The sequence below is a fragment of the Ruegeria sp. CDSB022 genome (assembly GCF_059611145.1).
In genome coordinates this window covers 127,832-152,320 of sequence record NZ_JBXWOZ010000002.1, presented here as the reverse complement: position 1 = coordinate 152,320, position 24,489 = coordinate 127,832, and the positions used below count along the sequence as shown (strand labels likewise).

The 24,489-nt window shown below is 58.7% G+C and carries 22 protein-coding genes; 13 read left to right on the top strand and 9 right to left on the bottom strand.

Annotation, left to right across the window (positions count from 1 at the left end):
- The first annotated feature begins 96 nt into the window (after positions 1 to 96).
- The 3 genes from AC2FIZ_RS06165 (at position 97) to AC2FIZ_RS06155 (ending at position 3,678) form a co-directional block, all read left to right on the top strand.
- Positions 97 to 2,229, top strand: coding sequence for a malate synthase G (locus AC2FIZ_RS06165; RefSeq protein WP_496790766.1), 2,133 nt, complete (start codon positions 97 to 99; stop codon positions 2,227 to 2,229).
- 23 nt (positions 2,230 to 2,252) lie between these two features.
- On the top strand, positions 2,253 to 2,678 hold the full coding sequence (locus AC2FIZ_RS06160; protein ID WP_496790764.1) for a GlcG/HbpS family heme-binding protein: 426 nt from the start codon (positions 2,253 to 2,255) through the stop codon (positions 2,676 to 2,678).
- A 220-nt stretch (positions 2,679 to 2,898) separates the two neighbouring features.
- On the top strand, positions 2,899 to 3,678 hold the full coding sequence (locus AC2FIZ_RS06155; protein ID WP_142634959.1) for a gamma-glutamyl-gamma-aminobutyrate hydrolase family protein: 780 nt from the start codon (positions 2,899 to 2,901) through the stop codon (positions 3,676 to 3,678).
- A gap of 42 nt (positions 3,679 to 3,720) precedes the next feature.
- Here the strand turns inward: AC2FIZ_RS06155 and AC2FIZ_RS06150 are convergent, their stop codons facing one another.
- Entirely contained in the window at positions 3,721 to 5,961 is a 2,241-nt protein-coding gene (locus AC2FIZ_RS06150) for a xanthine dehydrogenase family protein molybdopterin-binding subunit (protein WP_496790763.1), read from the bottom strand.
- Positions 5,962 to 5,964: 3 nt separating this feature from the next.
- Positions 5,965 to 6,429, bottom strand: coding sequence for a (2Fe-2S)-binding protein (locus AC2FIZ_RS06145; RefSeq protein ID WP_142634955.1), 465 nt, complete (start codon positions 6,427 to 6,429; stop codon positions 5,965 to 5,967).
- A 115-nt stretch (positions 6,430 to 6,544) separates the two neighbouring features.
- Between AC2FIZ_RS06145 and AC2FIZ_RS06140 the strand changes: the two genes are divergently transcribed.
- Complete coding sequence (locus AC2FIZ_RS06140) at positions 6,545 to 7,111, top strand: TetR/AcrR family transcriptional regulator (protein ID WP_496790762.1); 567 nt, start codon at positions 6,545 to 6,547, stop codon at positions 7,109 to 7,111.
- Here AC2FIZ_RS06140 and kynU read toward each other — a convergent pair.
- Complete coding sequence (gene kynU, locus AC2FIZ_RS06135) at positions 7,104 to 8,297, bottom strand: kynureninase (protein WP_496790760.1); 1,194 nt, start codon at positions 8,295 to 8,297, stop codon at positions 7,104 to 7,106. The genes AC2FIZ_RS06140 and kynU overlap by 8 nt on opposite strands.
- 183 nt (positions 8,298 to 8,480) lie before the next feature.
- On the opposite strand from kynU, the gene AC2FIZ_RS06130 reads away from it, so the two are divergent.
- From AC2FIZ_RS06130 to AC2FIZ_RS06100, 7 genes are all read left to right on the top strand, one after another.
- On the top strand, positions 8,481 to 8,933 hold the full coding sequence (locus AC2FIZ_RS06130; protein ID WP_142634949.1) for a methyltransferase family protein: 453 nt from the start codon (positions 8,481 to 8,483) through the stop codon (positions 8,931 to 8,933).
- A gap of 128 nt (positions 8,934 to 9,061) precedes the next feature.
- Complete coding sequence (locus AC2FIZ_RS06125; protein WP_142634946.1) at positions 9,062 to 10,633, top strand: Re/Si-specific NAD(P)(+) transhydrogenase subunit alpha; 1,572 nt, start codon at positions 9,062 to 9,064, stop codon at positions 10,631 to 10,633.
- A 13-nt stretch (positions 10,634 to 10,646) separates the two neighbouring features.
- On the top strand, positions 10,647 to 12,101 hold the full coding sequence (locus AC2FIZ_RS06120; protein WP_271950227.1) for an NAD(P)(+) transhydrogenase (Re/Si-specific) subunit beta: 1,455 nt from the start codon (positions 10,647 to 10,649) through the stop codon (positions 12,099 to 12,101).
- A 160-nt stretch (positions 12,102 to 12,261) separates the two neighbouring features.
- Positions 12,262 to 12,618 carry a VOC family protein gene (locus AC2FIZ_RS06115; RefSeq protein WP_496689734.1) on the top strand — a complete coding sequence of 119 codons (357 nt, stop codon included), beginning with the start codon at positions 12,262 to 12,264 and terminating at the stop codon, positions 12,616 to 12,618.
- 108 nt (positions 12,619 to 12,726) lie between these two features.
- On the top strand, positions 12,727 to 14,004 hold the full coding sequence (locus AC2FIZ_RS06110) for a DUF3422 family protein (protein WP_142634941.1): 1,278 nt from the start codon (positions 12,727 to 12,729) through the stop codon (positions 14,002 to 14,004).
- A gap of 68 nt (positions 14,005 to 14,072) precedes the next feature.
- On the top strand, positions 14,073 to 15,221 hold the full coding sequence (locus tag AC2FIZ_RS06105) for an MFS transporter (protein ID WP_271950223.1): 1,149 nt from the start codon (positions 14,073 to 14,075) through the stop codon (positions 15,219 to 15,221).
- Positions 15,222 to 15,236: 15 nt separating this feature from the next.
- Entirely contained in the window at positions 15,237 to 16,400 is a 1,164-nt protein-coding gene (locus tag AC2FIZ_RS06100) for a M20 aminoacylase family protein (protein ID WP_282021430.1), read from the top strand.
- 28 nt (positions 16,401 to 16,428) lie between these two features.
- On the opposite strand, the gene AC2FIZ_RS06095 is transcribed toward AC2FIZ_RS06100, so the two are convergent.
- Complete coding sequence (locus tag AC2FIZ_RS06095) at positions 16,429 to 17,739, bottom strand: 3-deoxy-D-manno-octulosonic acid transferase (protein ID WP_281994886.1); 1,311 nt, start codon at positions 17,737 to 17,739, stop codon at positions 16,429 to 16,431.
- 1 nt (position 17,740) lies between these two features.
- The gene (gene moaA / locus AC2FIZ_RS06090) at positions 17,741 to 18,748 is read right to left on the bottom strand and encodes a GTP 3',8-cyclase MoaA (RefSeq protein WP_496790758.1); all 1,008 of its coding nucleotides are present in this window, start codon (positions 18,746 to 18,748) and stop codon (positions 17,741 to 17,743) included.
- Between the two features lie 90 nt (positions 18,749 to 18,838).
- On the opposite strand from moaA, the gene AC2FIZ_RS06085 reads away from it, so the two are divergent.
- Entirely contained in the window at positions 18,839 to 19,255 is a 417-nt protein-coding gene (locus AC2FIZ_RS06085) for a hypothetical protein (protein WP_496750179.1), read from the top strand.
- Here AC2FIZ_RS06085 and AC2FIZ_RS06080 read toward each other — a convergent pair.
- The 4 genes from AC2FIZ_RS06080 to glmU are packed head-to-tail and all read right to left on the bottom strand — an operon-like array spanning position 19,243 to position 23,654.
- Positions 19,243 to 19,932, bottom strand: coding sequence for a DNA alkylation repair protein (locus tag AC2FIZ_RS06080; RefSeq protein ID WP_496790757.1), 690 nt, complete (start codon positions 19,930 to 19,932; stop codon positions 19,243 to 19,245). The genes AC2FIZ_RS06085 and AC2FIZ_RS06080 overlap by 13 nt on opposite strands.
- Positions 19,929 to 20,474, bottom strand: coding sequence for a pyridoxamine 5'-phosphate oxidase family protein (locus tag AC2FIZ_RS06075; RefSeq protein WP_496790755.1), 546 nt, complete (start codon positions 20,472 to 20,474; stop codon positions 19,929 to 19,931). The genes AC2FIZ_RS06080 and AC2FIZ_RS06075 overlap by 4 nt, the downstream gene beginning before the upstream one ends.
- Positions 20,475 to 20,477: 3 nt before the next feature.
- On the bottom strand, positions 20,478 to 22,298 hold the full coding sequence (glmS, locus tag AC2FIZ_RS06070; protein WP_281994883.1) for a glutamine--fructose-6-phosphate transaminase (isomerizing): 1,821 nt from the start codon (positions 22,296 to 22,298) through the stop codon (positions 20,478 to 20,480).
- A 3-nt stretch (positions 22,299 to 22,301) separates the two neighbouring features.
- Positions 22,302 to 23,654: a bifunctional UDP-N-acetylglucosamine diphosphorylase/glucosamine-1-phosphate N-acetyltransferase GlmU gene (glmU, locus tag AC2FIZ_RS06065; protein WP_281994882.1), complete on the bottom strand. Its 1,353-nt coding sequence runs from the start codon at positions 23,652 to 23,654 to the stop codon at positions 22,302 to 22,304.
- A gap of 134 nt (positions 23,655 to 23,788) precedes the next feature.
- Here glmU and AC2FIZ_RS06060 point away from each other — a divergent pair, with 134 nt between their 5' ends.
- Positions 23,789 to 24,460, top strand: coding sequence for an HAD-IA family hydrolase (locus AC2FIZ_RS06060; protein ID WP_142634920.1), 672 nt, complete (start codon positions 23,789 to 23,791; stop codon positions 24,458 to 24,460).
- Positions 24,461 to 24,489 lie beyond the last annotated feature (29 nt).

Sequence of the window (24,489 nt, the reverse complement as noted above, 5' to 3'; positions counted from 1 at the left end):
ACCAAAGACCCAAACTGACCAAGACATGTTGCCTATCGGAAATATCCGCCCTAATTGGGGCCTGTATACAACGGCGTACATACGAGGGAATGTGGCATGAGCAGCAGACGGATGCGGAGCGGACTCAAGGTCGACGGGATTCTGACCGAATTCATAGAAGGGCATGCTCTGTCTGGAACAGGCGTTGCGGCTGACACCTTCTGGAACGGGCTTGCGCAGATGGTTCACGAGTTGGGCCCAAAGAACCGTACACTTTTGGCAAAGCGGGCCGATATCCAGGCGCGCGTCGATGCCTGGCATCTGGAAAACAATGGCCAGCCGCATAATGCTGCCGCCTATCAGGATTTCCTGCGCGAGATCGGCTATTTGGTGGCTGAAGGCGGGGATTTTCAGATCGAAACCGACAATGTCGATCCCGAGATCGCGTTGATTCCCGGTCCTCAGCTGGTGGTTCCTATTACCAATGCGCGTTTTGCACTGAACGCTGCCAATGCGCGCTGGGGCAGCTTGTATGACGCGCTTTATGGCACCGATGCGATGGGCGATCTTCCCGTCGGTGGTGGTTATGATGATGCGCGCGGAGCACGCGTGATTGCTTGGGCCAAAGCGTTTCTGGACGATGCCGCCCCGCTGGCCAGCGGATCGTGGGCTGAAATGTCAGAACTGCGCGTTAAAAATGGGGTTCTGGTGCCTGCGCTGGCAGATGCAGCGCAGTTTGTGGGTTTTGGCGGTGCCGCTGAAAACCCGGACTTTGTTCTGCTGAAGAACAACGGTCTGCATGTCAAAGTCGTGATTGACGCCTCTAGCACCATTGGCGCCACCGACCCGGCCGGTATTGCTGACGTGCATCTTGAATCGGCGCTGTCGACGATCATGGACTGCGAAGATTCAGTCGCCTGTGTGGATGCCGAGGACAAGGTGGTTGCCTATGGCAACTGGCTGGGCCTGATGAAGGGTGATCTGACCGAAGAGGTCTGCAAAGGCGGTACGACTTTTACACGCAAACTGTCCGATGACCTGACCTTTACCGCGGCGGACGGTGGCGCTGGTGTTCTTAAGGGCCGGTCGCTGATGCTGGTCCGCAATGTGGGGCACCTGATGACCAACCCCGCCGTTCTGGATGCCGAAGGGCGCGAGATCGGCGAAGGTCTGATGGACGCGCTGTGCACCACTCTGATTGCGATGCACGACCTGCAGCGCGATGGCGGCAACTCGGTCACTGGTTCAGTCTACGTGGTAAAGCCCAAGATGCACGGCCCCGAAGAGGTCGCCTTTGCCGTCGAAATTTTCGATATGGTTGAGGACATCCTCGGCCTGCCGCGGAATACCGTAAAGCTCGGTATTATGGATGAAGAGCGCCGGACCTCGGTCAACCTCAAGGAATGTATCCGCGCTGCGATATCGCGCGTGGCTTTCATCAATACCGGCTTCCTGGATCGGACCGGGGATGAGATCCACACCTCGATGGAAGCAGGTCCGATGCTGCCCAAGGGCGACATCAAGAACACGCCGTGGATTGCGTCTTATGAGGATCGTAACGTTGATATCGGTCTGGCTTGCGGCCTGAAGGGCAAGGCACAGATCGGCAAAGGCATGTGGGCGATGCCCGACCGTATGGGTGACATGCTGGACGCCAAGATCGGCCATCCCAAATCGGGCGCGACCTGCGCCTGGGTGCCGTCGCCGACCGCCGCAACGCTGCACGCAACGCATTACCACAAGATCAATGTTCTGGCGCGCCAGGACGAACTGGCCGCCGGTGGCGCGCGTGGTACGCTGGATGATCTGCTGACCGTGCCTTTGCTGGGCGGTCGCAACCTCAGCGATGAGGATATCGCACGCGAGATTGAGAACAACGCGCAGGGCATCCTGGGCTATGTCGTGCGTTGGGTTGATCAAGGTGTTGGGTGCTCGAAAGTGCCGGACATTAACGATATTGGCCTGATGGAAGACCGTGCCACTTGCCGGATTTCGTCGCAGGCGCTGGCCAACTGGCTGAACCATGGCACCGTCAATGAGGCGCAGGTCATGGCGGCGATGCAGAAGATGGCCGTGGTGGTTGACCGACAGAACGAAAACGATCCGGCATACCGGCCGATGGCGCCCGGTTTCGATGGGGTCGCCTTTCAGGCGGCCTGCGACCTGGTATTCAAGGGACGGGTTCAGCCCTCGGGCTATACCGAGCCGGTTCTGCACGCGCGCCGATTGGAACTGAAAGCCAGCCTTTAACCCCATATATGATAGGACACGACATGGCAGTCTCTTTGCGCAAAGCCCGCAGCATTATCCGTAAAGCCCTGGAAAAAGGGCGCGAGCTGGAGCTGAAACCTCTTTCGGTCGTCGTTTTGGACGCCGGTGGCCACGTCATCGCCTTCGAGCGCGAAGACGGCGCCGCCCCCGGTCGCTTTGCGATTGCTCAGGGCAAGGCCTATGGCTCGGTCATGCTGGGCATGGCTGGCACGGCGCAGATGCAACGCGCCGAGGCGCAGGCCTATTTCATGGCCGCCGTAAACGGTGTTTATGGCGGTCAGGTCGTGCCGGTTCCGGGTGGTGTTCTGCTACGTGACCGAAAAGGTGCCGTAATCGGCGCAGTCGGTGTGACCGGCGACACGTCGGATAACGACGCCATCGCTGCCATGGCCGGGATCGAAGCGGCCGGGCTGACTGGCGAAGTTTGACCTTTGGTGAACTCGGAGAGCCGGCAAAGGCTCTCCGATCTTTACGAGGCACAAGCGGCGCGCAAAGCGAATAGGGCCTATTCGGCGGTGGTCCGATCAGGCCCCTTGTTGTGCAGGGGTGAACAGAGACTTGCGCTGACACACAGGCTATGTGCTATTGCGCGCCTGTGACCCTGTCGATACCTTTCCCGGAACGTGCGGAAAGAACTAGGAAAGAATAATGGCTCGACCTGTCGTCGGTATCATCGGCAATTCATATTTGATGAACGATCAATATCCGACTCATGCCGGCGGCACGATGAACTCGGACGCCGTGGCCAATGTCTCGGGTTGCTTGCCGATGCTGATCCCTGCCGACCCGCGGTATGTCTGTGTCGAGGAACTGCTTGAGGTCTGTGATGGTTTCCTGCTGACAGGGGGGCGTCCCAATGTTCACCCCGAGGAATATGGCGAACCTGCGACCGACGCGCATGGCGATTTCGACCGGGCGCGCGATGCGATCACGTTACCCTTGGTGCGGGCCTGTGTCGAAAGAGGGCAGCCCTTTTTCGGCATCTGCCGCGGCTTTCAGGAGGTCAACGTGGCCATGGGCGGAACGCTTTATCCAGAAATCCGCGATCTGCCGGGGCGCATGAACCATCGGATGCCCCCCGACGGCACCTTGGAAGAGAAATTTGCCCTACGCCATGTGGTCAACCTGACCGAGGGGGGCGTGTTTCATCGGTTGATGGGCGCTGCCGAGGTGATGACCAACACGCTGCACGGGCAGGGGATCAAAACGGTTGGACATCGCATTGTGATTGACGGCGCTGCACCAGACGGCACGCCCGAGGCGATTTATGTGCAGGACGCGCCCGGTTTCACGCTGTCGGTGCAATGGCACCCGGAATGGGACGCGGTCAATGACCCTGTCTCGCGGCCGCTCTTTGAGGCGTTTGGCGATGCGGCACGCGACTGGTCCGCAGGAGTGCGATCGGGATTGGTTAAACAAACCGCCTGAGTCCCTGCGCCGGCCCTGATTGAAGGGACCGGCGCTTTGCTATCAAACCAGCAGATCGAATTGGTTGATCAACGGCAAGCTGCGGGCGCGCTTGCCGGTAAGGTCGAATAGGGCGTTGCCAAGTGCTGGCATCGACGGAGGCGTGCCCGGTTCACCCACACCACCCAGATGGCGATTGGTTTCCAGAATGCGGACCTCGGTCACCGGGGCATTATGCATCCGCAGTGCGTCATAGTCGGGGAAGTTAAATTGCTCGACCTCACCGTCGGCGAACGTGATCTCACCCATCACGGCTGCTGACAGGCCATAGATCATGCCACCGAACATCTGCGCTTCGACCGTTCCCGGATCCAAAGCAAGACCCACATCACAGGCAATCCACGCTTTTGCGATGCGAATGGTGCCGTCCTCATCGACCACCTCGATCACTTGCGCTACCGGGGTGCCAAAGCTGTAGGACATTGCTACGCCACGACCAACACCGGCAGGCGTATCACCCGTCCAACCTGACATTTCCTTGACGGCTTGCAGGACAGCTGCCGAAGGCGCGTGCTCGTTTTGGGCCAACTCAAGACGGAACTTCAGCGGGTCGCGACCGGCGACCAGGGCCAGCTCGTCCATGAATGTCTCGTGGAAGAACCCGTTATGGCTATTGCCGACCGAGCGCCAGAACCCCACAGGTACATCCAGATCGGCGATGTGGCCGCTGACGCGGTAGTTCGGCACGGCATAGGGCTGGTTAAAAAGACCTTCGACCAGGACCTTGTCGGGGCCAGCGCCGGGCAGGCCCGATATGCGTTCCACGGCCTGCTGTGTGCAGGATTGCGATGCAACCTTGGCGTCGATCAGAACTGCCTTGCCGTCTTTGACCGCGCCGCGCATCCGCGCCAGCGCGCCGGGGCGGTAGAAATCGTGGCGCATGTCCTCTTCACGGCTCCAGGTGGTCTGGACCGGAGTATTGGGCATGGCCATGGCGACCTTGGTTGCGATTTCGATGAAATCCAGCTCTCCGCGACGACCAAATCCGCCACCAAGATAGGTGGTGTGAATCTCGACCACTTCTTTATCCAGATTCGCCGTGTTTGCAGCGCGGGTCAGAAGGAAGGTCGGCGCCTGGTTGCCACACCACAGCTCGAGCTTGGAACCAGTGAACAGCGCGGTGGCGTTCATCGGTTCCATCGTGGAATGCGCCAGATAGGGCACCTGATATTCAGCGGTAATTTCGGTGGCCCCTTCGGGCAAGGTTTCAACATCGCCATCGTCGCGCATTGTCGAATTTGGCGAGTCGTCAAACGCCTCGGCAATTTTTGCGAATATACCGTCAGTATCCGGCGGGTAGGGGGCGTCGGCCCAATCGACGTCTATGGCCTCAACCGCTTGAATGGCCAGCCAGGTGTTATTGGCAATAACGGCCACGCCGTTGCCCAGATCGACCACCTTTTCCACGCCGGGCATGGATTCCGCAGCGCTGGCGTCAAAGCCGTTCATCGCACCGCCCAGTTTCGGGTTCATCCGAACCGACGCGAATTTCAGACCCTCGGGGCGCACGTCAATGCCAAACTCAGCCGTGCCCGTGGATTTTCCAACTATGTCGACTCGTGGCAGGTTCTGTCCCAGCAAACGCCAGTCTGAGGGATCGCGCAGCTCGACCTGCATGGGCTCGATCTGTCCGGCGGCCTCAGCCAGTTCAGTATAGGGAATGCGCGTCCCGTCCGGCGCGATCACGGCGCCGTTTTCGGTCTTCAACTGGTCACGCTCCAGGCCCAGACGATCAGCCGCTGCTTGTTTCAGCGTTTCCCGGGCTGTGGCCCCGGCTTCCCGCATGCGTTCGAACCCATCGCGCATCGAGGTCGAGCCGCCTGTGACCTGCAGACTGACAACCTTGCCCAGAACGCCCAGCGACTGTGCCAGATTGTGCTGGAAATTCGAGATGTCATATCCCTTGTTCGGCAGGCTCTCACCCAAAATGGCCGAGTTGTAATAGGCGGCTGCCGCAGGCCCGTGAAGGACCCGGATATCGTCCAATTCGACGTCCAGTTCTTCGGCAATTAGGGCTGCCCAAGTGGTCATTACGCCCTGTCCCATCTCGGCACGTGGCGCGAACAGGGTTACGCCCTGCTGATCAATCAGGATGAACGGGCTAAGCGCGGTTTCCCCATCGCCAGGCTTCAGCGGGTTGGCTGCCGGGCGGCTGACATAATAGGCGCCAAACGCGACGCCGCCAACAATGGCGGCTGAGCCGATAAGAAACGTGCGGCGAAGAATTTTTCCTACGGAAGCCATCGCTTATGCCTCCTTCAGTCTGGAGGCTGCGTCATGGATCGCGGCACGGATACGGGGATAGGTGCCGCAGCGGCACAGATTGCCCTGCATCGCATCGTCTATGTCCTGATCCGTGGGGCTGGGGTTCTCGGCCAATAGCGCGGCGGCTTGCATGACCTGACCCGATTGGCAATAACCGCATTGCGCAACCTGATGGTCAACCCAGGCCTGCTGTATCTTGGCCATCGCATCCGGGCTGCCCAGACCTTCGATTGTGGTGACGTCACCCCAGACATCGGACAAGGCAACCTGGCAAGAGCGCACGGCTTCTCCGTCTATATGAACGGTACAGGCGCCGCATGCCGCAACCCCGCAGCCAAACTTGGTGCCGGTCAGTCCGATCTCGTCGCGCAGAACCCATAAAAGGGGGACATCCTCGGGTAGATCGACCTTATATGACGTCCCATTTATCTTTAAGCTGGCCGTCATAGCTGCGTCTCCCTCTTGGCATTTAGTGACGTTCTGACATAAATGGGTGTGAGTGTCAGAGTGTCAACTGACAAATTGAGTGAAAAGTGTCAAAAAGGTTCAGATGAGAGATTTCGTGCTAGACGCAAAGTGCCTTGCCATACTGGATTCGGCGCGTAAGGCATTCGCGGCTTACGGCTTTAAAAAGACGTCGATGGATGAAATCGCAAAGGGCGTGGGGATCTCGCGCCCGGCATTGTATCTGTATTTCGACAACAAAGAGGCGATCCTGCGCAGACTCACCGAGTTGCACTATGAGGAGAAGATCGAAGCCGTTGCGAAAGCCCTGCAGGCAGACGGCTCGGTTTCGCAGATCATCGGCCAGGCAATCCACGTGCAGACCGATGGTATGGCTCAGATCATGTCCTCTCCACACGGGATGGAACTGTTAGATGCAGGAAAGTCGCTGGCCTCGGATATCATCACGCAGGGCGAGGCCCGGCTGCAATCTTTATATACCGGGTGGCTACAGAAAGAAGCGTCGAATGATCGTGCCCGTTTGTTTGATGGCGCAAGAGAAACTGCGGAGACCATTGCCTCTGCGCTGCGGGGAAACAAAATCAGCGCGAAGGATTTTCAAGAATTCGACCGGATGAACTCGAACCTTGCCGCCATGATTGGTGCAGCGTTGGAAATCAGGTAACCCGCTGTCTGACTTTGTATTCCGGTGCGTCCCATAACCGGTTGGTCATGATGTCGGCCAGAATGTCCACCGCGCCGTTTACATCCTGCTCATCGATATAGAGCGGGGTGAACCCAAAGCGCATGATGTCCGGGGCGCGGAAATCACCGATCACGCCGCGCGCGATCAAGGCCTGCATTGCGGCATAGCCATCGGCGAAACGGAATGAAACCTGACTGCCACGCTGCGCAGGGTCGCGGGGGCTGGCCAGTTTCAGGTCAGGGCAGTTGGCCTCGACGCCCGAAATAAACAGCTCGGTCAGTTCGATTGACTTGGCGCGTACGTCCTTGATGTTGGCCATGTCCCAGATGTCCATCGCCGCAGACAGCGCGGTCATCTGGATGATCGGAGGTGTGCCGACACGCATCCGCTCGATACCCTGTCCGGGGCGGTAATCTAGATCGAACGTGAACGGGGCTTCATGGCCCAGCCACCCAGATAATGCAGGGCGCACGCGATCCGCATGGCGGGGCGCCACATAGATGAACGCCGGCGCGCCAGGGCCTCCGTTCAGATACTTATAGCTGCAGCCAACGGCAAAATCTGCATTGCAGCTGGACAGATCAACCGGGATCGCCCCTGCGGAATGGGCCAAATCCCAAACGGTTATTGTGTCGTTCGCATGGGCCTGTTCCGTCAGCGCCTTCATGTCATGGATCCGGCCAGACCGGTAATCGACCTCGGTCAGCATCAGAACCGCGACGTCTTTGGTGATGTTTTCGGCAACATCCTCGGGTGCGACCACCCGTAATTCGTATTCCGATCCGAGTGAACGCAGCAGGCCGTCGACCATATAAAGGTCCGAAGGGAAATTGCCGTTATCAGACAGCACAACCTTGCGGTCGGGGCAAAGCTCCAGCGCCGAGGCAACAGCCTGATAGACCTTGATCGACAGGGTATCGCCGGTCACGATGGTACCCGGTTCCGCCCCGATCAACCGTCCGATACGGTCGCCAAGCCCGGTCGGAAGCCCCATCCACCCGGCCTTGTTCCAACCGGTGATCAGCATTTGACCCCATTCGTGTGTCATCATTCCACTCACCCGCTCGGCGGCAGCACGTGGCAATGGGCCAAGCGAGTTGCCGTCCAGATAAATGGTTCCATTCGGCAGATCGAACATGGCTTTGGTTGCAGCGAAATCAGTCATGGAGGTCCTGTGCAGAATTCTGACAAATGTCTGACTAAAGGGCTATCTGATCAGTTCTGCCGTGTCTACGCGTTCGGCCGAAAATGCACAGATGCGACCAACTGTGGTTTTGCTTTCGTGGATGCAAAGCGGTACATACCCCGACAAATGCGACATCCATACCGCAGGATCAGAGGAACAAGCATGAAGCGCAAACTCGACATTCCGCCCGCTTGGTTGGTGGCCTTTGCTGTTCTCGCCTGGCTGCAGGCGAACTATGCATCCTTCGGCCTGTCGCTGGCCAGCGGGTTTACCGACCTGCTCAGCGGCCTTCTGATCGGGGGCGGCGTCGTTCTTGTCGTGCTGGCGATTGCCGAGTTTCGTCGGCATCGAACGACCGTCCTGCCGCATGAAACTCCATCGAGTCTGGTTCAAACAGGTATCTTCAAGCGCAGCCGCAATCCGATCTACGTTGGCGATGTACTTATTCTGGCCGGCTTGATTCTGCGTTTCGACGCGGTGCTGTCCTTGGTGTTGATGCCTGTTTTTGTCTGGATTTTGGAACGCAGGTTTATTGTGCCGGAAGAAAACCGTATGCGCCGTGCCTTTCGCACGGATTTCGCCAGATATGAAAGGCAAACCCGCCGCTGGATCTGAGGTGGACGGGATTTTACACGACGTAACAATGCTGCGCTTGCGAAATAATCTTGCGCAGTTAAAACTGGTTCTTCAGATAGAATGCCAACTATCCTTGCGAACTGACCGAAAATTAGGGGGACGCGCCGTTGAAGATTGGAACGCCAAAGGAAACATTTGACGGTGAGAACCGGGTCGCGATGACTCCGGATTCAGCCCGTCAACTGCAAAAGCTCGGGTATGAGTGCCTGATCGAGAAAGGGGCCGGCGCTGCGGCCGGGTTCTCGGACGCCACATATAAAGAGGCGGGTGTCGAGGTTATCGGAACCGCGGCTGCGCTGTGGAAAGCCGCCGACATCGTCGCCAAGGTACGTCAGCCAAATGAAACCGAGCTGAAGCGTCTTGCAAAGGGCAAGACATTGATCTCGTTCTTCAACCCCGCAGGGAATGAAAAGGGCATGGAGGCCGCCAAGTCCAAGGGCGCCAACGTGATCGCCATGGAAATGGTGCCGCGTATCAGTCGTGCCCAGAAGATGGACGCTCTGTCGTCGATGGCCAATATCGCGGGCTACCGCGCGGTGATCGAAGCGGGAAACAACTTTGGCCGGTTCTTCACCGGTCAAGTGACGGCTGCTGGTAAAGTACCGCCTGCCAAGGTTCTGATCGTAGGTGCCGGTGTGGCCGGTCTGGCCGCGATCGGGACATCGACCTCGCTGGGGGCAATCACCTATGCGTTCGACGTGCGCCCCGAAGTGGCCGAGCAGGTTGAATCCATGGGCGCCGAATTTGTCTATCTGGACTTCGAAGAAGACCAGCAGGACGGCGCGGCAACCGGCGGTTACGCCAGTGTTCAGTCCGATGAATTCCGCGAGGCACAGCTGGCCAAGTTCCGCGAACTTGCTCCGGAAATGGACATCGTGATCACCACCGCGTTGATCCCGAACCGCGAAGCGCCCGAGCTTTGGACCAAGGACATGGTCGAAGCGATGAAACCGGGTTCGGTGATCGTGGACCTTGCGGCGGAAAAAGGCGGCAACTGCAAGCTGACCGTTGCTGACGAGAAGATCGTGACCGATAATGGCGTGACCATCATCGGCTATACCGATTTCCCAAGCCGGATGGCGGCGCAGTCTTCGTCGCTTTACGCAACCAACATCCGTCACATGATGACAGACCTGACGCCTGAAAAGGATGGTCAGATCAACCATGACATGGAAGACGACGTGATCCGCGGCGCAACCGTGACGCATGAAGGTGAAATCACCTTCCCGCCACCGCCGCCGAAAGTTCAGGCGATTGCCGCTCAGAAAAAGCCTGAGGTCAGGGAGCTGACCCCGGAGGAGAAAAAGGCGCAGGAAGTTGCGGCCTTCAAGGCGCAAACCAAACAGCAGTTCACCTTGCTGGGTATCGGCGGTGCGCTAATGCTGTTGATCGGTCTGATTGCTCCGGCCAGCTTCATGCAGCACTTCATCGTCTTTGTGCTGGCGATCTTCGTGGGATTCCAGGTGATCTGGGGCGTCGCGCACAGCCTGCACACACCGCTTATGGCGATTACCAACGCGATCTCGTCGATCATCATCGTTGGCGCAGTGATGCAGATCGGATCCGGGTCGTTCCTGGTTATTCTGCTGGCGGCTCTGTCCGTTTTCATGGCCGGGATCAACATCTTCGGTGGCTTCCTCGTAACTCGGCGCATGCTTGCCATGTTCCAGAAATCTTAAGGAGGCCGGGCACATGGATTATGGCTTCACCACTGCCGCCTACGTTGTTGCGGCTGTTCTGTTCATCCTCTCGCTTGGCGGCCTGTCGAACCAGGAAAGCGCCAAGCGCGCTGTCTGGTATGGCATCGTCGGTATGGCGCTGGCGGTTTTCGCTACGCTGGTCGGCCCCGGTTCGGGCTTGTGGCTGCTGTCATTGCTGCTGATCATAGGTGGTGGTCTGATCGGTCAATATGTGGCGCAGCGCGTCCAGATGACCGAGATGCCACAGCTTGTGGCTGCGATGCATTCGCTGGTTGGTTTGGCGGCTGTGTTCGTGGGTTTCAACGCGCATTTTGAAATCAAGAATGTCGCCGAAGTTTTTGCGGTTGTTGATGCCGCCAAAGACGTCGACCTTTCCGACCTGGGCGCGTTTGCCAAGCTGATCGCCAAGAAGACAGCGGCAGAGCTGGCAATCCTGCACGTGGAACTGTTCCTGGGCATCTTCATCGGCGCGATCACCTTTACCGGTTCGGTCGTGGCTTATGGCAAGCTGGCTGGCAAGGTTACATCGACGGCAACCAAACTGCCCGGTGGTCACGCGCTGAATGCGTCTGCGGCGGGGCTCTCGCTGATCTGTCTGGTTTGGTACACGTCCACGGGCGGATTCCTGCCCCTGTTCCTGATGACGCTGGCCGCCTTGTTTATTGGTTATCACCTGATCATGGGCATCGGCGGTGCCGACATGCCGGTGGTTGTGTCGATGCTGAACAGCTATTCAGGCTGGGCGGCTGCGGCCATCGGCTTTTCGCTGGGCAACGACCTGCTGATCGTGGTCGGTGCGCTGGTGGGCTCGTCCGGTGCGATCCTCTCCTACATCATGTGTAAGGCGATGAACCGGCACTTTGTCAGTGTGATCCTGGGTGGCTTTGGTGGTCCGCAAGGTGAGCAGATGGCTGTCGAAGGCGAGCAGATTGCAATCGAGGCCGACGGTGTTGCCGCAGCCCTGAATGACGCCGACAGCGTGGTGATCATTCCGGGCTATGGCATGGCCGTGGCGCAGGCACAGCAATCGGTGTCCGAACTGGTTCGCAAGCTGCGGGCGCAGGGCAAGAATGTGCGCTTTGCGATCCACCCGGTTGCCGGTCGTTTGCCGGGCCACATGAACGTTCTGCTGGCCGAGGCCAAGGTGCCGTATGACATCGTTCTGGAAATGGATGAGATCAACGACGACTTCCCGGATACGGATGTTGCCATTGTGATCGGCTCCAACGACATCGTGAACCCTGCGGCGCAAGAAGATCCCAACAGCCCCATTGCCGGCATGCCGGTTCTGGAATGCTGGAAGGCCAAGCAGGTGTTTGTATCCAAGCGTGGTCAGGGCACCGGCTATTCGGGCATCGAAAACCCGCTGTTCTTCAAAGAGAACACCCGCATGTTCTATGGCGACGCGAAACAATCGCTGGACAAGCTGCTGCCAATGATCGATTGATCTAAAGCCTTAACCAAAATGCAAAGGGCGCCTTCGGGCGCCCTTTTCTTGTTTGTCATGTTGGGGGCTTTGCCTCCAAGCCCCCAATATTTTTTTGGCCAGATGAGGCGGGCAGAATGTGGTATCCTTGGGCTATTATAGAGAGACAAGGAGGTGCCCCATGGAAAAGGTCAACGGCATAGGTGGCATGTTTTTTCGCGCCAGAGATCCGGAAGCGTTGCGGGATTGGTACGAGACCCATCTTGGCGTTCATCATTACGATCCCGTCCCCTGGAAACAGCGCGAAGGCTATACGGTCTTTGCCCCGTTTGCGCAGGACACCGATTATTTTGGCCGCGCCGAGCAGCAGTGGATGATCAATTTTCGGGTTGATGATCTGTCTGCCATGACGACCCAGTTGCAAGCCGCAGGCATTGCCGTCGAGACCAATCCGGAATGGGATAGCGAGGTTGGAAAATTCGCACGTATTCACGACCCTGAGGGCAACCCAATCGAACTGTGGCAGCCAAATCAATGACATAAGGGGTTTGTATACCGTAGTATCCATGTAAGCTATTGAAATAAAAAGATAATTGATGTATTTTTGAACTGTCGTATAGTGCGCCGGACAACGCCGGAGCATTCAATGACGCCGATCGACGATCATCCATTGCGCTATTCGCTGGCCAACGAGCTGCATGCGCGCCCGTTTCCCGTGGCCTCGACGCCATGCACCGTTGCGTTTTTGGCCATCAAGAAACCCGTGGCGGCGGTTGCGCGGGACCGGAGCGAAGACATTGCCCATCTGGTCAATCTTCTGGACCGTCACGGTGCGCAGCACCCGCAGCCGGACGCGACGCATTACGCGGGTCAGATCGGGCGTCACTGGCTCAAGTGGGAGCAGCACACGGAATTTGTGACCTATACGGCGATCACCCGGAATGTCAGTGACCGGGCCTTCAACCCCGCTGATTTTGAGGCTTTCCCACCTGATTGGCTGATGGCCAGCCCGGGCCAGAGGATAACCTCGGCCATGGTTCGGGTGACCGAAAGACCAGATGATGAGGCGGTAAAAGCCGCGCTGGCCGAATGGTTCGAACCCGAAAGCCTTGCGGTTGCGCGCGTGCTGGATGATGCTGCGATTTGTGCCAGTGACTTTCGGATTGATCCGGCTGGGCATATGCGGTTCGCGCTCTTCGTGACCAAGGGAACAGGACAGCGCCGAACCGGACGCATCATCCAGCGCCTGTGCGAGATCGAAACCTACAAGGCCATGTCCATGTTGGGCTTTGCTCGCATCAAGCAACTGATGCCGAAAATCGGAGAGCTGGATGGAAAGCTGACCCGGCTTATGGGGCAGATGACAGATAACTCGGCGCATCCTGACGAACTACTGCCGGATCTGCTGTCTACATCCATCGAATTGGAAACGCTTTCTGCCCGATGCGCATTTCGCTTTGGGGCTACCGGGGCCTATGAGGCCATCGTGAACCAACGGATCGAGGTATTGCGCGAGGAAAGGTTCGAGGGCCGTCAGTCCTTTGCCGATTTCATGATGCGCAGGTATGAGCCCGCAATTCGGACTGTGAAAGCCACGGAAAGTCGGCTGCAGACCTTGTCCGACCGGGCGATCCGGGGGGGTGAGTTGCTGCGGACCCGGGTAGATGTGGAACGCAGCGCCCAGAATCAGGCATTGCTGGAAAGTATGGACCGCCGTGCTGATCTGGCCCTGAGGTTGCAGCACACAGTCGAGGGGCTTTCCGTGGTGGCGATTAGCTATTATGCGGTCTCACTGGCCAGCTATCTGTTGTACCCGTTGACCGCCACCGGGATCAGCAAGGGGATGCTGACCGCGGCGGCAACCTTGCCGGTTGTCCTGTGTGTCTGGCTGGGTATCAGGCATATACGAAAGCGGTTGGCCTAATCCGCGTTTGCTAAACCTTCCCAAGGCTGTAGAACTGACAGGGGCGGGCGCGGAGCAAAGGAAAATACGTGATCGGAATTATGGCCGCTTGGCGGGCCGTGGCGGCCATGTTCATTTTGAACGGCGCTTTGTTCGGGATCTGGGCCTCGCGTATTCCCGCAGTCAGGGATCACCTGGACCTGTCGCACGAAGCGCTTGGCTACGGCTTGCTGTTCATGGCGGCTGGGGCTGTGTGTTCGTTCCCGGTTACCGGACGTCTGACAGATCGGTTCGGGGCTGTGGTGATCACACGGATCATCGCCATTCTTTATACCGCATCCCTTATCTTGCTGGCCTTTGCCGGAAGCTTTTGGGCATTGGCGTTTTTCCTGTTCGTATTCGGGGCCTTCCACGGCTCGATGGATGTGGCGATGAACGCCTGGGCAGCAGAGGTTGAGCGCGCTTATGACAGGCCCGTTATGTCGTCTTTTCACGCGATGTGGAGCCTGGGGGCCGGTCTGGGAGCGATGAGCGGATTTGGTGCGATACAGATGGGCCTGACGGTGTCACAGCACTTTTTGCTGGCCGGTGGCATCGTAGTTGGGCTGACACTGGCTCTGTCCCGTGTGCAGTGGAATTCGCACCGTGTTGTGGCCGCGGGCGGGGCGATATTTGCACTTCCGTCGGGTGCGTTGATACTTGTCGGATTTATTGCCCTGTGCGGGGCATTGGGTGAAGGGGCCGTCGCGGACTGGAGCGCGATTTTCCTGCGGGATGTGACCGGTGCACCCGAAAGCGTCGCGGCGCTGGGATATGCCGTCTTTTCGGTGACAATGGTCGCGTTCCGTCTGGTGGGTGGTGTCGTGATCGCGCGGTTCGGACCAACCGCGACGGCCCGTTTCGGAGGGGTATGCGCCGCTTTGGGGGTGCTGGCTGTGGTATCGGCCTATGATGCCGGGATTGCTCTGGTTGGGTTTGGACTGATGGGGCTTGGATATGCAGTGATCATGCCGCTTGCGTTCAGCAGGGCGGCAAATGATCCGCATGTCCCGCCTGGTCAAGCCATCGCCAGCGTGGCCACATTAGGGTATGGCGGGTTGTTGATTGGCCCGCCCCTTATTGGGTTTCTGGCAGAGATGCTTACATTGCGTCTTGCATTCATGGCCTTGCTGCCGCTGGCTGTTTTCATTGTCCTGTTATCCGGCGCGTTGCGCCCCGGTGACAGCGACGAACGATGATTTTGGGAGATACACATGCCGATCAAAAACCGGTTCGCAGAACTGCAGAGTGAAATCACGGAATGGCGGCGTGATATCCACCAAAATCCAGAGATCCTGTTTGAAACCCATCGCACCAGTGCGCTGGTGGCGGAAAAGCTGAAAGAGTTCGGCTGCGATGAGGTGGTCACCGGAATTGGCCGAACGGGCGTGGTTGGTGTGATCAAGGGCAAGGCGGACACGGGCGGCAAGGTTATCGGTTTGCGTGCCGATATGGATGCGCTGCCGATCCGTGAGGCGACCGGATTGGACTATGCCTCGAATACCGATGGGGCGATGCACGCCTGCGGCCATGATGGTCATACTGCGATGTTGTTGGGGGCGGCGAAATACCTTTCGGAAACGCGGAATTTTGACGGGACAGTGGTGGTCATTTTCCAACCTGCCGAAGAAGGTGGCGGCGGTGGTCGTGAGATGTGTGAAGACGGGATGATGGATCGCTGGGGCATTCAGGAAGTCTACGGAATGCATAACTGGCCCGGCCGTCCGGTGGGCAGTTTCGCCATCCGTCCTGGCGCGTTTTTCGCAGCTACTGATCAGTTCGACATCGTTTTCGAAGGCAAAGGCGGCCACGCAGCCAAGCCGCATGAAACCGTGGATACAACTGTGATGGCGGCGCAGGCGGTTCTGGCGCTCCAGACCATCGCGGCGCGAAACGCTGACCCGGTGGATCAGGTGGTTGTTTCGGTGACCTCGTTCGAAACCTCTTCAACTGCATTCAACGTGATCCCTCAGACTGTAAAGCTGCGCGGTACGGTCCGTACAATGAGCCGGGACATGCGGGATATGGCCGAAAAGCGCGTGACCGAGATCTGCTCCGGAGTGGCCGCCACATTCGGAGGAGCGGTTGAGGTGACCTATTACCGGGGCTACCCGGTGATGGTGAACAGTGATGATCAAACCGATTTCGCAGCGCGGGTGGCGCGGTCCGTCTCAGGCGATTGTGACCAGGCACCGCTGATCATGGGCGGCGAGGATTTCGCCTTTATGCTCGAAGAGCGTCCGGGCGCCTATATTTTGGTGGGTAATGGGGACACCGCAGCAGTTCACCATCCCGAATATAACTTCAACGATGAGGCTATCCCTGCAGGATGCAGCTGGTGGGCCGAAATCGTGGAGCAAAGGATGCCAGCGGCGTGATCCCAAGGGGCAGGCAGGTGCTCTGCCCCTAAACGCCGGTGGTCTTCAGGCCAAGCCGGTCGCACAGGGTCTCGACAATGGAATCGAGCGCGGATTTCTGCGTGTTGACGCAGGATTTTGCGGCATCGCGCGCTGTATCCAGCGCGTCCTGATCGCTGAGCCAAACCGCGACCGCGTCTGCCAGGGCCTGCGCCGAGTTCACCTCAACCGCGCCACCGGTTTCGATGAGCGGCGCAAAGGTCTCGGCAAAGTTGAAGTATCCGGGACCGGTTACTACTGCCGCCCCGGCCTGAGCGGGTTCGAACGGGTTATGGCCGCCGATCTCATGCAGTGATCCGCCCAGAAACACGATCGGGCAAAGCGCGTACCAGGTGCCGGTCTCGCCCAAAGTGTCGGCGACATAGACCTGTGTTTCGGTGTCGATCCGCCCATTCGATGTTCGGAACACGGCGGATTGCCCGGCCTGTTTCAACAGCGCGGCCACATCCTGCCTGCGTTCGGGGTGGCGCGGGATCAACAGCAGCAGCAGGTCGGGCCAGCGCTCCAGCAATTTCGCATGGGCGGCCAGAACAATCTCTTCTTCTCCGGCATGGGTTGAGCTAGCGATCCACACAGGGCGTCCGGCAATCTCGGTCTGGATGTCTTCCAGCACAGAATTATCGACCGGAAGCGGGTCGGACATCGCCTTGAGGTTGGTTCCCGGTTGCACGCGGTCCGCCACAGCCCCCATGTCCACCAGATTAGCGGCGGTTTTGCCATTCTGGGTCAGGAACAGGCTGAAATTGTCCAAAATGAATCGTGCGGTTTGTGGACGTTTTTTCCAACCTTCGACGGATTTCTCTGACAGGCGCGCATTCAACAGGGCCAGAGGGATTCCCCGTCCAGCCGCGTCAACGATCAGGCGTGGCCAGATTTCGCTTTCGACAAATACTCCGGCTTCGGGGCGCCAGTGATCCAGAAATCGCCTGACCGGCCCTGCGGTGTCCAGCGGCGGATACTGGTGTCGCGTACGGGGTGGCATCCGTTTTTCGATCAGCGCCGCCGAAGTTGGGGTGCCCGAGGTCACCAGGAACTGGGCATCCGGCAGGCGTTCACCCAGCCGTTTGATCAGGCTGATGACCGACAGGGTTTCCCCCACACTTGCAGCGTGGAACCAGATCAATCGGCCCTTGGGGCGTGGTAGGCTGGCATGGCCGAGCCTTTCATGCTGGCGAATTGTCGGGACATCTGCCGCCAGGAGTTTCTTGCGCACGGTGCGCCAAGCCAAAGGTGCAGCAACGGCGCTCAGGCTGCAATACAAACGGTAAAGCAGCGTCGGCTGGCCAGAGGGGGCGGTCATGTCAGCCGCCCGTATGGCTCATGTGGCGGCTCACCTTGCCGTCGACCGCCTGGCGGGAATAGTCGAAGTCGTGGCCTTTGGGCTTAAGATTTATCGCCGCGCGGATGGCCTGTTCCAGCGGCGCCTCGGTATCGAGATGATCTCGCAGGGGGGCACGTAGATCGGCCATGTCTTCTTGGCCCAGACACATGTACAATTCACCCGTACAGGTCAGGCGGACGCGATTGCAGCTTTCGCAGAAATTATGCGACAGCGGTGTGATAAAGCCGATCTTCTGGCCCGTTTCTTCAAGCCGCGCATATCGCGCTGGTCCACCAGTGCGTTCTGCCAGATCGGAGACGGTATAGTGGCTTTCATATTCCTTGCGGACATCCTTGAGCGACCAGTACTGATCCAGACGGTTCTCGTTCCCGATATCGCCCATCGGCATCACCTCGATCCAGGTCAGATCCATGTCGCGCTCAGCACACCATTGGGTGATTGTTGGAAGTTCGGCCTCGTTGAAACCCTTCAGGGCCACAGCGTTGATCTTGACCCGCAGGCCAGCCTTTTGGGCAGTATCAATTCCGTTCAGAACCTGTTTCAACCGGCCCCAACGGGTGATCTGGCTGAATTTCTCATCATCCAACGTGTCCAGCGACACATTCACCCGGCGCACGCCCGCCGCATAGAGATCGTCAGCAAAGCGGTGCAGTTGCGAGCCATTGGTTGTCAGCGTCAGCTCTTTCAACGCGCCGCTGTCCAGATGCCGGGTCATGGCATTGAAGAATGACATGATGTTTCGGCGGACCAGCGGCTCGCCCCCGGTGATGCGCAGCTTTTCCACGCCCATCTTCACGAAGGTCGTGCACATACGGTCCAGCTCTTCCAGCGTCAGCAGGTCCTTTTTCGGCAGGAACTTCATGTCTTCGGACATGCAGTAAACACAGCGAAAATCACAGCGATCCGTAACGGAGACGCGGAGATAGGTGATGGCACGTGCGAACGGGTCGATAAGCGGAGCTGTCATGCGTCATACGTAAAGCGGCGACTGGCCTGCGACAAGCCTGAACTGTGCTTTGTGCTGGCACAGTCCTGTGAGGGGGGCTAAGTTCAGGCCATGAAATACGCTCTGCTGACCATTTGTATCCTTGTTGCAGGCTGTGACACTGTCCGCTCGACAACTGATCGGGTTTTCGGTCGCGACAAACCTGCGGCTGAACCAGAGGTCGCCGCGGAAGCTGACGTCACCGAATCCGTTCCGGTCCCCGCAACCGCCGCTGGTTGGGTTGGCGCCAAGACCACCATTGCCAGCTTGGGTGATCCGACAACGCCTGGACGCTGGATGGAAACGCCTTTGGTCGAGACAGAGTTCACAGGACGTGTTGTTGTGCCCAGAACAGGGGCGCAGGCCTATATCACGCTGGTCCCGGCCCGTGGGCCCGAAAGCGGCGGCAGCAGGCTGTCGCTGGATGCAATGCGGGCGCTGCTTTTGCCTTATGACGAACTTGTCGAGCTGGAAGTTTATTCCAACTGACCTTTCAGATATTTGCCAGCTTCACGCCGGGCAAAGGGCTTCATGGCCGCACTATGGTCGCGCAGAAAGTTAACCACTCGGTCCGCGTCATGTTTCGACAGCTCGCGCAGCCACCATGCGATTGCTTTCTGGATGAACCAGTCACGGTCGGGCACATAGCCCGCTGCCCAGCCAAGAATACGGTCGCGCCGGTTCAGGTCTTCTGGCTTGGGGTGGTTCTGCTTGGTCCAAGGCAGGGTGGCCACCAGCGCGGCGCGCCGTGTCCACATATGGTCTGACGCTGTCCAGCTTTCGACCTGATCCAACCGCGCCGGGTCGGCGGACAAGCGTTTCTGCATCGCCATACAGGCGTGATCCGCCGCCGCCCAGGCATCAAAATCAGGCAACCAGCTTTGCAGCAATGCCCAAGCAGCCTCATCGGGGCGGATACGGGCTTGGGTCAGCAACTTGGCTGCGGCAAGACGGCCCTCGTGGATATCGGTCTGCCAGAGGGCGTCAGCCAGATCCACCCGCGCAGCAACGTCCAGTTCCTGTCGCCATAGTTTGGTCAGGTCGTTCAGAACCGGATTTGCAACGCCCAGATAGAGGCGTTCGACCTTGTGATAAGCCGCCATCTGCACGGCGCGCTCTGGGTCGGCATGGGCGCGGATCTGGTCAAGATAGGTGACGGGCGTCATAGGTCCGCAGCGCGTGTTGGCTTGCCGTCGATCGTCTGATGGTTCCGCTCAACCCAATAATCTCGGATATCGTCATCGGACTTACCGTCGACCCATTTCTGCATCGTGTCCCGTTCGGACAGGTATTCCATGAACGGTACGGCATACCCGCAAGAGGTTTGAACCATGTCAATCGCAAGGTCATAGATCTGGCGGGCGCTGCGGTGGTCGGGAAACAGCCCGGCCAATGCGTCCCAGCCCTCGTCCCCGGCATGCAATGTACGCGCGGTGCCATAGGTCCGCAGGATCAGCGGGCGCGTGGTGAAGGAACACCACATGAGGGTCATGCGATTGACCTCCAGCAAATGCCCGGCGGTTTCATTGCCACTGCCGGTCAGGTTCATCCAGATAATCCGATTGGGCCCCAGTACCCGCAGCGAGTCCATCCCTTTGGGAGAGATATTGACCCGTCCTTCATGTCCGGCGGTGCCGACGAAGAACAGATGCTGATCCTCGATAAACTTGCAATGGGCGTCATCCAGCGCCGGAAATTGCTTGGACATGCGTCACTCCACCGTTACGGATTTCGCCAGATTGCGCGGCTGGTCCACATCCGTGCCCTTGGCCACCGCCGTATGATAGGCCAGCAGCTGAGCGGGCACCGAATAGAGGATCGGCGCAAGGCTGGGGTGCACATGCGGCATGCGGATCGTGCTCCAGACCCCGTCTTCCGCCTCGGCGATGCCGTCATCATCGGACACCAGGATGACTTTACCCTTGCGTGCCATGACCTCTTGCATATTCGACACGGTTTTGTCGAACACCGTGTCTCGCGGGGCCAGAACCACCACGGGCATGTGTTTGTCGATCAGGGCAATGGGGCCGTGCTTTAGCTCACCCGAAGCATAACCTTCGGCATGGATATAGCTGATTTCCTTGAGTTTCAGCGCCCCTTCCATCGCCAGCGGGTACATCAGGCCGCGTCCCAGAAACAGAACATCGCGCGCCTCGGACAAGCGCTGGGCGGATTTCCTGATGGCCCGGTTCTGATCCAACGCGGTGTTCAGCACCGAAGGCAGCCCGCGCAACGCGGCGGCGTGATCGGCAAGTTCCTCGTCGCTCAACGTGCCACGGTCCGCGGCAGCCTTGAGCGCCAGCATCAGCAACACGCTCAGCTGACAGGTGAAGGCTTTGGTCGAGGCGACGCCTATCTCAACCCCGGCATGGATCGGCAGGGCGATGTCGCTTTCACGTGCGATCGAGCTTTCTGGAACATTGACGACTGAGACGACCTTGTCCGCTTTGCCGTCGCAATACCGCAGGGCGGCCAGCGTGTCGGCGGTTTCACCCGATTGGCTAACAAACAGCGCCATAGTGCGTTCCGGGATCGGAGGTTCACGATAGCGAAATTCGCTGGCGATATCGACTTCGACCGGTATTCTGGCAAGTTGCTCGAACCAGTATTTGGCGGTCAAACAGGCGTAGAAAGCAGTCCCGCAAGCGACCATCGTCAGACGGTCCAGCTTGGTGAAATCCAGATCCCCCGGCAGAACGACCTGATCTCCGGCAGAGGGCAGGTAGGACCGGATCGCCTCGGCAACCACAATCGGCTGTTCCGCGATTTCCTTGGCCATGAAATGCTTGTGCCCGGCCTTGTCGGCGCGGCTGTGATCCACTTTGATCTTGCGGGTTTCGCGATTGGCAAGCTCACCTGCTTCGTTGCGGATCTCCAGCGATGTGCGGGTCAGAACCGCACGGTCACCTTCTTCCAGATAGGTGATGCGATCCGTCAGCGGCGCTAGCGCGATGGCGTCCGAGCCGACAAACATCTCTCCGTCCCCGTGCCCGATTGCCAGTGGCGAGCCTTTGCGCGCGGCCACGATCAGGTCATCTTCGCCGTCAAACAGAAAGGCCAAGGCAAATGCGCCGACCAGCCGGTCGATGGTTTTATAGGCGGCTTCAACCGGGGGCAGCCCTGATTTGAGGTAATGTTCAGCCATCAGGGCGACGGTTTCCGTATCGGTTTCGGTTTCGAACCCGATCCCGTGTTCCGCCAGCTCTGTCCGCAGCTCTCGATAGTTTTCAACGATGCCGTTGTGAACAACGGCAACCGGCCCGGCCCGGTGGGGATGCGCATTCGAAACTGTCGGCGCGCCATGGGTGGCCCAGCGGGTATGGCCGATACCGGATTTACCGGGAAGCGGGTCATGCACCAGCAGGTCGCTGAGGTTTACCAGCTTGCCTACAGCCCGACGCCGACCCAGGGATCCGCCATTGACCGTAGCAATGCCTGCACTGTCATACCCCCTGTATTCCAGCCGTTTTAGGGCCTCGACCAGGATGGGGGCAGCTTCGTGCTTGCCCAATACGCCTACAATCCCACACATCTGTCAGGCTCCTTTGTCGCGACGAGCCTTCTTCGCCGTCAACATGTCAAACAATTTACGCGCATAACCGGGCTTGTTGTCCTGCTTGGCGCGCGCAACGGCCAAAGCATCCGCTTCCACATCGCGCGTCACCACGGTTCCGGTGGCCGTCATCGCGCCGTCACCAATGGTGACAGGTGCCACCAACATGGTGTTCGATCCGACAAAGACGTTCTGGCCGATGGTTGTTTGGTGCTTCATTACGCCATCGTAATTGCAAGTGATCGTACCCGCGCCGATATTCGTCGCCGCCCCAACCGTTGCGTCCCCGATATAGCTGAGATGGTTGACCTTCGCGCCTTCGGCGATCTCAGCATTCTTGATCTCGACAAAATTGCCGACGCGGGTGTTTTCTGCCAGCTCAGCGCCGGGGCGCAGGCGGGCATAGGGGCCGACGATGGCGCCGCGGCTGACATGGCAGCCCTCAAGATGAGAAAATGCCCGGATCGTCGCGCCGCTTTCCACCGTGACACCGGGGCCAAAGACCACATTGGGTTCTATCACCGTGTCGCGGCCAATGACGGTGTCGGCGGCCAGATAAACGGTTTCCGGCGCCATCAGCGTGACCCCCAGATCCAGCAGATCGGCGCGGGCACGGGCCTGAAAAACCGCATCCGCAGCGGCCAGGTCAACGCGTGAGTTCACACCCAGCGTCTGTGCCTCGTCACAGGCGACTGCGGTGACATTCAGGCCACGGGATCGGGCGATTGCCACGACATCCGGCAGGTAATATTCACCGGCGGCATTGTCATTTCCCACGCTGTCGATCAGCGAAAACAGCAATTCTGCGTCACAGGCCAAAAGACCAGAATTACAAAGTGTTATATCGCGCTCTTTATCCGAGGCGTCTTTGTATTCGACGATGCGTTCAAGGGTCTGTCCGTTCATGACCAACCGGCCATAGCGTGCAGGATCTGCGGCCTCAAAACCCAGAATGACCAGATCGTTCTTGGCCCGTGCTTCGATCATACGTTCCAACGTCTCGGGTTGCAAAAAGGGCGTGTCCCCGTACAGAACAACCACGTCGCCGTTGAAACCCTGCAGCGCTTCGCGCGCCTGTGCGACAGCATGGGCGGTGCCCAGCTGTTCGGCCTGAATGGCGATTTGTGCGGTCTCGTCCTCGGCCAGGGTTGCCTTGGCAACGGCTTCGGACCCGTGCCCGGTGACAATGACGGTCCGCTCGGGCGACAGAACAGCACCAGCGCGCATGGCATGGACCAGCATAGGCGCCTGAGCAATCGGGTGCAGGACTTTCGGGATATCCGAATTCATCCTGGTGCCTTTACCGGCAGCAAGGATGACAAGGGCGATACTCATGAAATCGTTTTCTCTTTGTGTTTTGTTGCAGTCCGTTTTATCCGCTGAGGGTAAAGTCGCAAGCGGTTCAGCCATCAAACTAGATTGCCGTTTGCAACAAGACGTGGCGAAAACCCGCCGAGGCAGGAGGCGTAATGCGAACAGTCATCTTTGATCTGGACGGGACACTGGCGGATACTTCCGGGGATTTGCTGGAGGCCGCAAACCATTGTTTTCGCGATATGGGGCACGGCGATGTGCTGGTCCACGGGCAGGATGCTGGTATCGCTTTGCGTGGTGGGCGGATGATGCTGACCCACGGTTTGAAGCGGGTTGGGGCCTATGACGAACAGGCTGTTCACGCTTATTACCCTATGCTTTTAGAGGCGTACTCGGAGGCGATTGACACCCATACCCGGTTTTACCCAGGCGCGCTGGACGCGGTTGGAAAGTTGAAAGAGGCCGGCTATGGCGTTGGTATCTGCACCAATAAACCCGAGGCTCTGGCACATCAGTTGCTGACCCAAATGGGTGTGCGCGACCGGTTCGGCTCACTCGTCGGTGCGGATACTTTGCCGGTTCGCAAACCCGATCCGGAGCCCCTGCGTGAAGCTGCCCGCCGGGCAGGTGGGCACCCGGATCTGTGCGTTCTGATCGGGGATTCCGACACCGACCGGAATACGGCGCGTGCTGCAGGTGTACCTTCGGTGCTTGTAACATTCGGGCCATCTGGCGACGACATGGCTGCGCTGAAACCCGAAGCGCTGTTACATCATTTTGATGACCTGCCGAAACTTGTTTTTGATTTGGTCGGAGCTGCAGCCTGACCCCTTGACCCCGGCCCATCGCGGCCTCA

Excerpts from the sequence above, each read along its gene's own strand:
- AC2FIZ_RS06165 (WP_496790766.1), top strand. The coding sequence starts at position 97 with ATGAGCAGCAGACGGATGCGGAGCGGACTCAAGGTCGACGGGATTCTG.
- AC2FIZ_RS06160 (WP_496790764.1), top strand. The coding sequence starts at position 2,253 with ATGGCAGTCTCTTTGCGCAAAGCCCGCAGCATTATCCGTAAAGCCCTG.
- AC2FIZ_RS06155 (WP_142634959.1), top strand. The coding sequence starts at position 2,899 with ATGGCTCGACCTGTCGTCGGTATCATCGGCAATTCATATTTGATGAAC.
- AC2FIZ_RS06150 (WP_496790763.1), bottom strand. The coding sequence starts at position 5,961 with ATGGCTTCCGTAGGAAAAATTCTTCGCCGCACGTTTCTTATCGGCTCA.
- AC2FIZ_RS06145 (WP_142634955.1), bottom strand. The coding sequence starts at position 6,429 with ATGACGGCCAGCTTAAAGATAAATGGGACGTCATATAAGGTCGATCTA.
- kynU (WP_496790760.1), bottom strand. The coding sequence starts at position 8,297 with ATGACTGATTTCGCTGCAACCAAAGCCATGTTCGATCTGCCGAATGGA.
- AC2FIZ_RS06130 (WP_142634949.1), top strand. The coding sequence starts at position 8,481 with ATGAAGCGCAAACTCGACATTCCGCCCGCTTGGTTGGTGGCCTTTGCT.
- AC2FIZ_RS06120 (WP_271950227.1), top strand. The coding sequence starts at position 10,647 with ATGGATTATGGCTTCACCACTGCCGCCTACGTTGTTGCGGCTGTTCTG.
- AC2FIZ_RS06115 (WP_496689734.1), top strand. The coding sequence starts at position 12,262 with ATGGAAAAGGTCAACGGCATAGGTGGCATGTTTTTTCGCGCCAGAGAT.
- AC2FIZ_RS06110 (WP_142634941.1), top strand. The coding sequence starts at position 12,727 with ATGACGCCGATCGACGATCATCCATTGCGCTATTCGCTGGCCAACGAG.
- AC2FIZ_RS06100 (WP_282021430.1), top strand. The coding sequence starts at position 15,237 with ATGCCGATCAAAAACCGGTTCGCAGAACTGCAGAGTGAAATCACGGAA.
- AC2FIZ_RS06095 (WP_281994886.1), bottom strand. The coding sequence starts at position 17,739 with ATGACCGCCCCCTCTGGCCAGCCGACGCTGCTTTACCGTTTGTATTGC.
- moaA (WP_496790758.1), bottom strand. The coding sequence starts at position 18,748 with ATGACAGCTCCGCTTATCGACCCGTTCGCACGTGCCATCACCTATCTC.
- AC2FIZ_RS06085 (WP_496750179.1), top strand. The coding sequence starts at position 18,839 with ATGAAATACGCTCTGCTGACCATTTGTATCCTTGTTGCAGGCTGTGAC.
- AC2FIZ_RS06080 (WP_496790757.1), bottom strand. The coding sequence starts at position 19,932 with ATGACGCCCGTCACCTATCTTGACCAGATCCGCGCCCATGCCGACCCA.
- AC2FIZ_RS06075 (WP_496790755.1), bottom strand. The coding sequence starts at position 20,474 with ATGTCCAAGCAATTTCCGGCGCTGGATGACGCCCATTGCAAGTTTATC.
- glmS (WP_281994883.1), bottom strand. The coding sequence starts at position 22,298 with ATGTGTGGGATTGTAGGCGTATTGGGCAAGCACGAAGCTGCCCCCATC.
- glmU (WP_281994882.1), bottom strand. The coding sequence starts at position 23,654 with ATGAGTATCGCCCTTGTCATCCTTGCTGCCGGTAAAGGCACCAGGATG.
- AC2FIZ_RS06060 (WP_142634920.1), top strand. The coding sequence starts at position 23,789 with ATGCGAACAGTCATCTTTGATCTGGACGGGACACTGGCGGATACTTCC.